Source organism: Blattabacterium cuenoti (assembly GCF_014252395.1).
Taxonomy (GTDB): Bacteria; Bacteroidota; Bacteroidia; order Flavobacteriales; family Blattabacteriaceae; genus Blattabacterium; species Blattabacterium cuenoti_AA.
Map to the genome: position 1 here is coordinate 363,168 of NZ_CP059219.1, position 11,484 is coordinate 374,651.

General features: G+C 21.2%; 12 protein-coding genes and 2 tRNA genes. 9 read left to right on the top strand and 5 right to left on the bottom strand.

Annotation, left to right across the window (positions count from 1 at the left end):
* Positions 1-22 precede the first annotated feature (22 nt).
* On the top strand, positions 23-592 hold the full coding sequence (gene gmk / locus H0H36_RS01715; protein ID WP_185869381.1) for a guanylate kinase: 570 nt from the start codon (positions 23-25) through the stop codon (positions 590-592).
* 8 nt (positions 593-600) lie between these two features.
* Here gmk and H0H36_RS01720 read toward each other — a convergent pair.
* Positions 601-674, bottom strand: a tRNA-Asn gene (locus H0H36_RS01720).
* Positions 665-1,117 (bottom strand): RpiB/LacA/LacB family sugar-phosphate isomerase, encoded by a 453-nt coding sequence (locus tag H0H36_RS01725; protein ID WP_185869382.1) that lies wholly within the window; start codon positions 1,115-1,117, stop codon positions 665-667. The genes H0H36_RS01720 and H0H36_RS01725 overlap by 10 nt, the downstream gene beginning before the upstream one ends.
* Before the next feature lie 55 nt (positions 1,118-1,172).
* Between H0H36_RS01725 and H0H36_RS01730 the strand changes: the two genes are divergently transcribed.
* The 6 genes from H0H36_RS01730 (at position 1,173) to H0H36_RS01755 (ending at position 4,999) form a co-directional block, all read left to right on the top strand.
* Complete coding sequence (locus tag H0H36_RS01730; RefSeq protein ID WP_185869383.1) at positions 1,173-2,378, top strand: phosphoglycerate kinase; 1,206 nt, start codon at positions 1,173-1,175, stop codon at positions 2,376-2,378.
* Between the two features lie 45 nt (positions 2,379-2,423).
* Positions 2,424-3,038, top strand: a complete 615-nt coding sequence (locus H0H36_RS01735) for a superoxide dismutase (RefSeq protein ID WP_185869384.1) — start codon at positions 2,424-2,426, stop codon at positions 3,036-3,038.
* A 10-nt stretch (positions 3,039-3,048) separates the two neighbouring features.
* Positions 3,049-3,399 (top strand): dihydroneopterin aldolase, encoded by a 351-nt coding sequence (gene folB / locus H0H36_RS01740; RefSeq protein WP_185869385.1) that lies wholly within the window; start codon positions 3,049-3,051, stop codon positions 3,397-3,399.
* A 7-nt stretch (positions 3,400-3,406) separates the two neighbouring features.
* Positions 3,407-3,477 (top strand) — tRNA-Cys (locus H0H36_RS01745).
* A gap of 79 nt (positions 3,478-3,556) precedes the next feature.
* Positions 3,557-4,291 carry a uroporphyrinogen-III synthase gene (locus H0H36_RS01750; protein ID WP_185869386.1) on the top strand — a complete coding sequence of 245 codons (735 nt, stop codon included), beginning with the start codon at positions 3,557-3,559 and terminating at the stop codon, positions 4,289-4,291.
* Between the two features lie 6 nt (positions 4,292-4,297).
* On the top strand, positions 4,298-4,999 hold the full coding sequence (locus H0H36_RS01755) for an Ig-like domain-containing protein (protein WP_185869387.1): 702 nt from the start codon (positions 4,298-4,300) through the stop codon (positions 4,997-4,999).
* An 8-nt stretch (positions 5,000-5,007) separates the two neighbouring features.
* Here H0H36_RS01755 and glmS read toward each other — a convergent pair whose 3' ends face one another.
* Positions 5,008-6,858, bottom strand: coding sequence for a glutamine--fructose-6-phosphate transaminase (isomerizing) (gene glmS, locus H0H36_RS01760; protein ID WP_185869388.1), 1,851 nt, complete (start codon positions 6,856-6,858; stop codon positions 5,008-5,010).
* A gap of 30 nt (positions 6,859-6,888) precedes the next feature.
* Positions 6,889-7,707 (bottom strand): glycogen/starch synthase, encoded by an 819-nt coding sequence (locus tag H0H36_RS01765; RefSeq protein WP_185869389.1) that lies wholly within the window; start codon positions 7,705-7,707, stop codon positions 6,889-6,891.
* Between the two features lie 162 nt (positions 7,708-7,869).
* Here H0H36_RS01765 and rnr point away from each other — a divergent pair, with 162 nt between their 5' ends.
* A complete protein-coding gene (gene rnr, locus H0H36_RS01770) occupies positions 7,870-9,840 on the top strand; it encodes a ribonuclease R (RefSeq protein WP_185869390.1) in 1,971 nt (656 codons plus the stop codon).
* Positions 9,841-9,845: 5 nt separating this feature from the next.
* On the opposite strand, the gene coaD is transcribed toward rnr, so the two are convergent.
* Entirely contained in the window at positions 9,846-10,316 is a 471-nt protein-coding gene (coaD, locus tag H0H36_RS01775; RefSeq protein WP_185869391.1) for a pantetheine-phosphate adenylyltransferase, read from the bottom strand.
* An 86-nt stretch (positions 10,317-10,402) separates the two neighbouring features.
* Between coaD and H0H36_RS01780 the strand changes: the two genes are divergently transcribed.
* Positions 10,403-11,449, top strand: coding sequence for a PSP1 domain-containing protein (locus H0H36_RS01780; RefSeq protein WP_185869392.1), 1,047 nt, complete (start codon positions 10,403-10,405; stop codon positions 11,447-11,449).
* Positions 11,450-11,484 lie beyond the last annotated feature (35 nt).

Below are 11,484 nucleotides of genomic sequence, written 5' to 3' on the forward strand. Positions count from 1 at the left end.
AAAGTTAGGAAATTAATTAATAATGAAAAAAGGTAAAATAATCATTTTATCAGGACCTTCAGGATCTGGAAAAACAACTATTTCACATTTTTTACTATCAAAAATACCAGAATTAAAATTCTCTGTATCATGTACAAATCGTATAATTAGAAAAAATGAAAAACATGGAAAAGATTATTATTTTATATCTTTGGAAACTTTTATTACTAAAATAAAAGAATCTAAGTTTGCAGAATGGGAAGAAGTTTATCCTAAATTATTTTATGGAACTTTAAAAAATGAAATATATAATATTTTAAATTCTAATAAACATATTTTATTTGATGTAGATATAAAAGGAGCATTAAATTTAAAAAAAAAATATACTAATTCTTTATCTATATTTATAACAGTAGATTCTATGAAAATTTTAAAAAAAAGACTTTTTTATAGAAATTCTGAAAATTTACATAAAATAAATATACGTTTAAATAAAGCTAAAAAAGAAATGAGTTATGCTCATTTTTTTGATTTAATTTTATTAAATACGGATTTATTTAAAATAAAACAAAAAGTTTATAATTTAGTTTACAACTTTATTTATAATAATTAATTTTAAAACTCCTCAGGCTGGATTCGAACCAGCGACCCTCTGATTAACAGTCAGATGCTCTAACCAACTGAGCTACTGAGGATTAAAAATAATAGGTATTTTTTTAATTCTTATTTTATGTCTTCCTCCTTCAAAATTTGTTTTAAAAAAAACATCTATTATTTCTATAACTTTTTCTAGATTTATAAATCTAGCAGGTAAACTAATAATATTTGCATTATTATGTTTTCTTGCTAAAATTGCTATTTCTTTATTCCATACTAAAGCAGCTCGTATTTTTTGATATTTATTAGCAATCATAGCAGCTCCATTTCCACTACCACATATAACAATTCCAAAATCAGCTTTTCCTTTTTCTACAAAATTAGCTGTAGGATGAATAAAATCTGGATAATCCACTTTATTTATATGTTCTTCTTCATAAAGTCCAAAATCTTTTATTTTATATCCTTTTTCTTTTAAAAAAATATTTATTATATTTTTGTGAAAAAAACCTGTATGATCAGATCCTATTGCTATTAGCATATTAAAAACTAATTAGAACATTGTAAATTTAATAAAATTTAATAAATAATGATGTATGAATAGGATAAAAACTGTTAATGATTTTAATTTTAAAAATAAAACAGCTCTACTAAGAGTAGATTATAATGTTCCTGTAAATAAACAACATATCATAACAGATGATACACGTATTCAATATAGTATTCCTACTATAAAAAAAATTCTTTCTGAAAATGGAAAAATAATTCTTATTTCTCATTTTGGAAGACCAAAAAAAAAATATGATAAAAATTTTTCCTTAAAATTTTTAGTTCCTTATTTATATAAAAAATTAAAAGTTCCTATTAATTTTAGTAAATCCTGTATTGGAGAAGAAACAAATAAAAAAGTAAATGAATTAAAAAATGGAGAAATTCTATTATTAGAAAATATTCGTTTTTATAAAGAAGAAGAAGAAAGAAATGAAAATTTTGCTTTTGAATTATCAAAATATGGAGATATTTATGTTAATGATGCATTTGGAGTTTCTCATAGATTACATACTTCTACCACTGTACTTCCAAAATTTTTTGGAAAAAAAAAATGTATAGGATTACTTATGAAAAAAGAAATACAATTTTTAAATAAATTTATATCAGGAACAGGAAATAAACCTATTACAATTTTATTGGGTGGAGCAAAAATAATTTCTAAAATAAAAGTTATTGAAAATCTTATTAATTTTTCTAATCATTTATTAATAGGTGGGGGTATGTCTTATCCTTTTATTAAAATAAAAGGAGGTAAAATAGGTAATTCTATTATTGAAAATGATAAAAATATAGAAAAAACATTAAAAAATATACTTGATAAATATCAAAATAGTAATAATAGATTACATCTTCCAAAAGATATTTTAATAGCAAAATATTATGATAATAAAACAAAAACTAAAATTGTTCCTATTAATTCTATTCCAAATGAATGGATGGGATTAGATTTAGGTCCTAATTCTATTAAATATTTTAGCAAAATTATAGAAAAATCAAAAACTATTTTATGGAATGGTCCTGTAGGAGTATTTGAATTATCTAATTTTTCTTTAGGTACTAAATCTATTGCAAAAATTATAGTAGAAACAACTAAAAAAGGAGCTTTTTCTTTAGTTGGTGGAGGAGATACTATTGCTGCTTTAAAAATGGAAGGTTTAGATAAAAAAATTAGTTATTTATCTACTGGTGGAGGGGCAATGTTGGAAAGTTTAAAAGGAGAAATATTACCTGGAATAAAAGAAATAATATAAAATAATGAAATTAATTATATTTGTTATTATTAATATATAACAATTATGTCATTTAAACTTCCAAAATTATCTTTTTCTTATAAAGATTTTGAACCTTATATAGATAGAAAAACTATGGAAATACATTATAGTAAACATCATGCTACTTATACTAATAATTTAAATAAAGCTATCTATGAAACAGATATGACAAATATTTCTATAGAAGAAATACTTAAAAGAGCTCATATCGAAACTTTAATGATACGAAATAATAGTGGAGGATTTTATAATCATAATATGTTTTGGGAAATATTAATTACTCCTTCAAAATTTATTCTTCCAAGTAAAGATTTTAGTGAAATAATTAAAGAAAATTTTAAATCTTTTGAAAATTTTAAAGAAAAATTTTCTACTATTGCAATTAATTGTTTTGGTTCTGGTTGGACTTGGTTATGTGTTCAAAAAAATAAAAAATTAACTATTTGTTCTACAACAAATCAAGATAATCCTCTTATGTATAGTATAGGATGTGACGGTATTCCCATATTAGGATTGGATGTTTGGGAACATGCTTATTATCTTCAATATCAAAATCGTCGTATAGATTATATATCTTCTTTTTGGAAAATAATTAATTGGAATAAAGTAGAAAAAAATTATAAAAACGTTATAAAATAACTAAAAAATAATGGGGAAGATTATTCTGGAAAATATAAAATTATTTGGATTTCATGGATGTATGCCAAAAGAAAAATATGTAGGATCTTATTATTCTATAAGTGTAGAAATTGAATTAGATTTTTATGAAGCATCTGTTAATGATGATTTATCAAAAACTATTGATTATGTAGATTTATATCATATAGTAAAAGAAGAAATGTGTATTAATTCTAAATTAATAGAACATTTAGCTCAAAGAATAATTAAAAGAATTCAAAAATTGAAAAAACCAAAACATACAAAAATAAAAATTTGTAAAGAAAATCCTCCATTACAAAATAGTATAGATAGAGTTTGTGTAATTTTAGATGATTATTGAATTTTTTGGCACTGTGGCCGAATGGATAGGCAGAGGTCTGCAAAACCTTTTATAGCGGTTCAATTCCGCTCTGTGCCTTTTTTTTTAAATTATATTTTTTATATTAATTTTTATATAATTTGCAAATTTAAAACATAATAAAAAGAATAATATAAGGATGAAAATAAATAATATTCTTATTTCACAACCTCTTCCTATAAGTTATAATTCTCCATATTTAGAACTTAGTAAAAATAAAAATGTAAAAATAGATTTTAGATCTTTTATAGAAATAAAAGGAGCATCATCTAGTGATATACGAAAACAAAAAATAAATTTTTCTGATTTTACTGTAGTTCTTTTTATAAGTAAAAAATCTGTAGATCATTATTTTAGATTAGCAGAATCTATGCGTTTTAAAGTTCCAATTTCTATGAAATATGTTTGTCAAACTAAAACTATAGCTTACTATTTACAAAAGTATATTACTTATAGAAAAAGAAAAATTCATATTGGTAAAAAATCATTTAAAGATATATTACCTTATATCAAAAAACATTCAATAGAAAAATTTTTTTTGCCTTCTTCAGATATATTACAACAAGAAATTCCAAATATGTTAAATAAATTAAATATTTTTTGGAAAAGAGGTATTTTATATAAAACCACTTATAGTGATTTATCTGATTTAAAACATATATGTTATGATATTTTAGTTTTCTTTAGTCCAGCAGAAATTAAATCTTTATTTGAAAATTTTCCAAATTTTGATCAAAATAATATAAAAATTGCTACTTTTGGAAAAAATACTTTAGATGCAGCTTACAAAGCAGGATTAAAAATAGATATAAAAGTTCCAACACCAGAATTTCCATCTATGGCAATGGCTTTAGATAAATATATAAAAAATTAAAAAATATTGAATAAACTAATTTTTTTTTTATTATTATTATCCTGTGCTAATTATGAACCTCTAACCGGTGGTAAAAAAGATATAAATACACCAATATTTTTATATTCTGTTCCAAATAATTTTTCAACTTTTATTAAAAAAGATTTAAAATATATTAAAATATTTTTTAATGAAAAAGTTACATTAAAAGATATAGATCATATTATTATAAATCCATTTTATTTACAAAAACATATTATTTTTTATCCTAGTTCTTTACCTAAAGAATATATAACTATCAAATTTAAAGAAAAATTAATGACAAATACTACTTATAGTATTTGTTTTAATAATTGTATAAAAGATGATAGAGAAGAAAATATTCTTCCTTATTTTATATTTACTTTTTCTACTGGATCATTTATAGACTCAATACATATAAAAGGTATAATAAATTCTAAATTTAAAATTAAAAAAAATATAGCCATAATATTATATAATTTAAACCATACTATACAAAAACCAAATTATATTGCTTTAATAGATTTGATAAATAAAAAATACAAAATTTCTTACATAAGAAAAGGAAAATATTCATTACTTTGTTTTAATGATGAAAACAAAAACAAAATATATGAACCAAATAAAAAAGAATTAATTTTTTTTCAAAAAAAAATTTTTTTATTAGAAAATAATAAAAAACATAATATTAATATTTTAATAAAATAATATAATTTTTATTCTACTGTTACAGATTTTGCTAAATTTCTTGGTTGATCTACATTTTCTCCACGTATGCATGCTATTTGATAAGCTAATAATTGAAGAGGAATAACAGTAATTAATGGACTTAACTCTTCAATAATATATGGTACTTTTATAGTAAAATCTGCTAATGTATTTATTTGAATATCTCCTTCATTTACTATTGCTATAATTTTACCTTTTCTAGCTTTAATTTCCTGAATATTTCCTATTATTTTTTCATAACAACCTTTTTTTGTTGCAATAATAACTACAGGCATATTTTCATCAATCAAAGCTATAGGTCCATGTTTCATTTCTGCTGCTGGATAACCTTCTGCATGTATATAAGATATTTCTTTTAGTTTTAAAGCTCCTTCTAAAGCTACTGGAAAATTAATACCTCTTCCTAAATAGAGAAAATTATTTACATTAAAATATTTTTTTGCTATTATTTTTATAGAATTATATACTTTTAAAGTATTATTTACTTTTTCTGAAATAGATCCTAATTCTTTACAAAAAGATTGATAAAAATTATTATTTATAGTAAATCTATACTTTCCTATTTTCAATGCTATTAAAACTAATATTATAATTTGTGCAGTAAAAGCTTTTGTAGAAGCTACACCTATTTCAGGTCCTGCATGAGTATAAACTCCTGCATCTACATTTCTTGCAATAGAAGACCCCACTACATTACAAATTCCAAAAACAAAAGCACCTTTTTTTTTTGCTAATTTTAAAGCTGCTAAAGTATCTGCTGTTTCTCCAGATTGAGATATAACAATAATGATATCTTTTTTTTCTAAAATAGGATTTTTATATCTAAATTCTGAAGCATATTCTACTTCCACTGGAATACGAGTTAATTTTTCTAATAAATATTCTCCAATTAAACCTGAATGCCATGAAGTACCACATGCCAATATAGTTATGCTTTTAGCATTAATAAAAATATCTTTATTAGATTCAATTCCATCAATACAAATAATTCCTTTTGGAATTAATAATCTACCACGAAGAGTATCCAAAATTGTTTTTGGTTGTTCATATATCTCTTTCAACATAAAATATTTATATTCTCCTTTTTCTATTTCTTTTAGGTTAATTTTAAGTTTTTTTATAATTGGATTAAGTTTATGATTATTTATAATTTTTCTAAGATCCAATTCTTTATTCTTTTTAAGAATAGCCATTTCTCCATCTTTTAAATAAAGTGTATTATTAGTATAATTAATAAAAGATATAGGATCAGAGGCAATAAAAAATTCTTTTTCATTAATACCTAAAGCAAGAGGACTTCCCAATTTTGCTATTATAATTGTTTCTGGATTTGATTTTTCTACTATAGCTATAGAATAAGCCCCTACTATTTCATTTAATGAAATTCTAACAGATTCTTCTAAAGATAACTTATTTTTTTTTTTAATATATTCTATTAAGTTTACAAGAACTTCTGTATCAGTTTTACTTACAAAAGTAAAACCATTTTTAAGTAAAAAAATTTTAATTTTATGATAATTTTCTATGATTCCATTATGAATCATAATGAGTTCATTAGAATTAGATACATGAGGATGAGCATTTATATCATCTGGAATTCCATGTGTTGCCCATCTTGTATGTCCTATACCAATTGTTCCTTTTATTTTAATTTTATATGAAAATATTTTTTTTTCTAATTCAGAAACTCTTCCTTTTGTTTTACACAAAAAAAATCCATTTTTATAAAAAATAGCTATACCTGAACTATCATACCCTCTATATTCCAATTTTTTCAATCCGTTAATGAGAATAGGATAAGCTTCTCTATAACCCAAATAACCAATTATACCACACATTCTAACTGATAGAATTAGAAATTTTTAATTTTAATTTATTTGTTCTAAAACAGTTTCTTTATAAAATTGTTGATAAACGGTTTCTATCTTTTCTACAGGATAATATTTTAATACTAATAATTTTGTTATTTTTATAAAATCTTCTATATCTTTAGGAAAAGAATAATCTCCTTTTATTATAGCATCTGAAAAATATATACATAATTTTATCAAATTAAAATAATTTGGAGTATCTAACAGTTTTAATTTTCTAGATTTAATACCATCAAGTTTTATTTTTTCTATAACGTTTTTATTTAAATTACCTTTAAAAATATTATTATAAATAGATGTTACTATTTTAGAACTTTGATATATAGGATCATTTTTATAAAAATTTTTTATATATAAAGGAATAAAAGAACTAATCCATCCATATACATGAATAAGATCAGGTTTCCAATTTAATTTTTTTACAGTTTCTAAAACCCCTTTTGTAAAAAATAATGCTCTTTCATCATTATCATGAAAAAATAAACCATTTTCGTCTTTATCTATTGCCTTTCTTTTAAAGTATTCTTCATTATCTATAAAATAAACCTGTAATCTTGCATCAGGAATAGATGCTACTTTTATTAATAAAGGTTGATCTATATCGTTAATAACTAAATTCATACCTGATAAACGTATTACCTCATGCAATTGATGTCTCCTTTCATTTATTACTCCAAAACGAGGCATAAATATACGTACATCGTTTCCTATTGATTGCATAAACTTAGTAGCTTTTAAAACCGATAAAGATATTAAATTTTCTGAAGAAAAAGGAAATAAATCTGAAGTAACATATAGTATACGTTTACCTGTCATCTTAGAGTTATTTTATTTTTATAGTAAAAAAAACGGATCATTGCAAATATAATAAATATTATCCAATATTTAAATTTCATAATAAAAATATGAATCCTTTTTTTTAATACAAAATCTTGTAGATTATAGATTTTTATCTTTGTATAGATATTCTTTTTAATCATGAAATTAGAAAAAAGAAAAAAAAAGCATTTTTTTGGTGAAAAAATTCAAAAAAATAATTATTTTACTACTGGATTCATTACTATTACTAGTCATGGATATGCATTTGTAAATGCAGAGGAATTTCAAAAAGATATTTTTATTCCAAAAAATAAAATAAATCAAGCTTTAGAAGGAGATTTAGTAAAAATAAAAATTCAAAAAAATAAAGGATTAAAAATAGAAGGAATAGTTATAAAAATAATTAAAAGAAAAATAGAAAATATTATTGGAATATTAAAAATAATTAATAATAATTCTAATAATACGAATAAATATGGATTGGTTACTAATAATAATATTCATGTTGACGTATTAATTCCAATTAATCAACTAAAAAAATATCATCATAATGATAAAGTTTTAGTTAAAATAATATCATGGCCTAAAAAATCAAAAAATCCTTTAGGAAAAATAATCAAAGTATTTGGAACTTATGGAGAATATAAAACAGAAATTTTTTCCTTATTAGAAGAATATGGAATATATGATAAATTTCCTAAAGAAGTAGAAGATGAAGCTAAAAAAATTTTTTTAGAACAAAATTTAGATTTAAATAGTATAAGAAGAGATATGCGTAATACTAATACCTTTACTATAGATCCTATAAATGCAAAAGATTTTGATGATGCTCTTTCAATAAAAAAATTAAATTATAATATATGGGAAATAGGAATACATATTTCTGATGTTTCTCATTATATTAAGGAAGAAAGTTTATTAGATAAAGAAGCGTACTTTCGTGCAACTTCTATATATCTTATAGGAAAAGTAATTCCTATGCTTCCAAAAATATTGTCTAATGATCTTTGTTCTTTAGAACCAAAAAAAGATAAATTAAGTTTTTCTTTTATTTTTAAAATAAATAGTAAAGGAGAAATATTAGAAAATTGGTTTGGTAAAACAATAATAAGATCTAATAAAAGATTTACATATGATGAAGTTCAAAAAATTATAAATAAAAAAGAAGGAGTTTTTTATGAAGATATTTATGCTTTATTTTATATTTCTAAAATATTATCTAAAAAAAGATTAAAAAATGGATCTCTTTTTCTAGAAAAAGTTGAAATTAAATTTCATTTAGATAAACAATATAATCCAATTTCTCTATATTTAAAAAAAAATAATGATGCTCATAAATTAATAGAAGAATTTATGTTATTAGCTAATCAAAAAATTTCAGAATTTGTAAGTTTACAAATAAAAAAAGAATCATTTAATGAATTTCCTTACATTTATAGAGTACACGATAAACCTGATTTTCAAAAAATTTTTTTATTAAAAAAAATAGTAGAACCTTTAGGTTACTCTTTAAATTTAAAAGATATAAAAAATTCTATAAATAATTTATTAAAAAAAATTAAAGGAAAATCAGAACAAAATATGATTGAGAATTTAATTCTTCGTGCTATGAGTAAAGCTAAATATTCTACAAAAAATATAGGACATTATGGGTTATCTTTTATTCATTATACTCATTTTACTTCTCCAATAAGAAGATATTCAGATATAATAGCTCATCGTTTGTTATATTATTATTTAGAAAATAAAAAATCAAAATTTAAATCAATAGATTTTTACGAAAAACAATCTCAATATTGTAGTTATAAAGAACGTATAGGAATAGAATTAGAAAGAGAGTTTTTAAAATATATGCAAGTAAAATTTTTAAAACAATTTTTAGGAAAAGAATTTTATGGAATTATTACAGGTTTTACTGATTGGAGTGTTTATATAGAATTGTTGTTATTTCAAACGGAAGGAATGGTTAGATTACGTGATATTAAAGAAGATATTTATACGTTAAATTCAAATAATTATAGTATAATTGGTAAAAAAAAAAGAAAAATATATCATTTAGGAGATAAAATAAAAGTAAAATTAGTAGATACTAATTTAGAAAAAAAACAAATTATTCTTAATTGGATATAAAAATTTTAATTCAATTTAATCCTAACAGGATAAGGAACAAATGTAGTATAATCTCCTCCATTTTTAATAATATTTCTTACTATACAAGAACTAATATAAGTATAAGAAGAAAATAAATAAATGGTTTCAATATCTTTTTTTTTGTTTAATTTTTTATTTATAAAATAAATATTTTTTTCAAATTCAAAATCTAATTGATTTCTAATTCCTCTTAATAAAAATCTAACTTTTCTTTTTTTACAAAAAGAAATAGTTAATCCATCAAATGAATCTATTTCTATTTTATTAGATAATTTTAAAAAAGTTTTTTTTATCCATATTTTTCTTTTTTCAAGAGAAAACATATTTTTTTTATTAAAATTTTTACCAATAGCTATAATAATTTTATCAAATAAAGTTAGTCCTCTAATAATAATATCGTAATGACCTAAAGTAATAGGATCAAAAGATCCAGCAAAAATAGCTATTTTTTTCATAAATTTTTTTAAAAAAAATTACAATAAAATAATTAAAAATTAAGCAAAAGAAAAGTTTTATTTTTACCCTAAACTTATGTAAAATGATGAATAAATCATGTCATGATTGTTTAAATAATATATGTTTAAAAAAAAATAATATTTTTCAATCATATTCAAAATTTAATACACTAGATTGGTTATCTAATATTCAATCACCTGAATATAATAAATACAACATTATTGAAGTAAAATTTAAAAATGATAGAAAAGATTTTTTTATAAATCAAAAAGAAATATTACTTACTAAGGGAGATATTATAACTGTAGAATCTAAATCTGGTATTGGATATGATATAGGAATAGTATCAGTAATTGGAGAATTAGTTAAATTACAAATAAGAAATAAAAACGTTAATTCAAATACCTTTAAAAAAATATACAGAAAATCAACATATAAAGAAATATCTATTTGGAAATCTTTTAAAGAAAAAGAATCTTTAACTCTTTTACAAGCAAAAAATATTGTAAAAAATTTAAATCTTTCTATGAAAATTTGTGATGTTGAATATCAAGGAGATGGAGATAAAGCTACTTTTTATTATACTGCTGAAAATAGAGTAGATTTTAGAAATCTAATTAAAAAATTAGCTTTATTTTTACAAACACGTATAGAAATGCGTCAAATAGGATATAGACAAGAAGCGGCAAAAATTGGAGGAATAGGATCTTGTGGTAGAGAATTATGTTGTTCTACATGGTTAAAAAATTTTAAAAGTGTTAGTACAAATTCAGCAAGATATCAACAATTATCTATAAATGTTCAAAAATTAACTGGACAATGTAGTAAATTAAAATGTTGTCTTAATTATGAATTAGATGCTTATTTATCTGCAATTAAAGATTTTCCAGATTTTAATAATAGTAAAATATATACAAAAAAAGGAATTGCTAAATGTATGAAAATTGATATTTTTAAAAAAAAAATGTGGTTTTCTTATGTTAATAGTCCTAATACTTGGTTTATAATAGAAGTAAAAAAAATTAAGGAAATTTTAGAAAAAAATAAAAAAAATCAAATTTCTCCTCCTTTAGAGGAATTATCAACAATAAACAATACTATTCAAAAAACTGAATTAACATTTAAAGATTGATTTATATAAAAATATTTTAACGTTTTATGCTAAAA

Coding starts and splice junctions, on each gene's coding strand:
- H0H36_RS01765 (WP_185869389.1), bottom strand. CDS start 7,707: ATGACAGGTAAACGTATACTATATGTTACTTCAGATTTATTTCCTTTT.
- glmS (WP_185869388.1), bottom strand. CDS start 6,858: ATGTGTGGTATAATTGGTTATTTGGGTTATAGAGAAGCTTATCCTATT.
- H0H36_RS01735 (WP_185869384.1), top strand. CDS start 2,424: ATGTCATTTAAACTTCCAAAATTATCTTTTTCTTATAAAGATTTTGAA.
- H0H36_RS01730 (WP_185869383.1), top strand. CDS start 1,173: ATGAATAGGATAAAAACTGTTAATGATTTTAATTTTAAAAATAAAACA.
- gmk (WP_185869381.1), top strand. CDS start 23: ATGAAAAAAGGTAAAATAATCATTTTATCAGGACCTTCAGGATCTGGA.
- folB (WP_185869385.1), top strand. CDS start 3,049: ATGGGGAAGATTATTCTGGAAAATATAAAATTATTTGGATTTCATGGA.
- H0H36_RS01725 (WP_185869382.1), bottom strand. CDS start 1,117: ATGCTAATAGCAATAGGATCTGATCATACAGGTTTTTTTCACAAAAAT.
- H0H36_RS01750 (WP_185869386.1), top strand. CDS start 3,557: ATGAAAATAAATAATATTCTTATTTCACAACCTCTTCCTATAAGTTAT.
- H0H36_RS01780 (WP_185869392.1), top strand. CDS start 10,403: ATGAATAAATCATGTCATGATTGTTTAAATAATATATGTTTAAAAAAA.
- rnr (WP_185869390.1), top strand. CDS start 7,870: ATGAAATTAGAAAAAAGAAAAAAAAAGCATTTTTTTGGTGAAAAAATT.
- coaD (WP_185869391.1), bottom strand. CDS start 10,316: ATGAAAAAAATAGCTATTTTTGCTGGATCTTTTGATCCTATTACTTTA.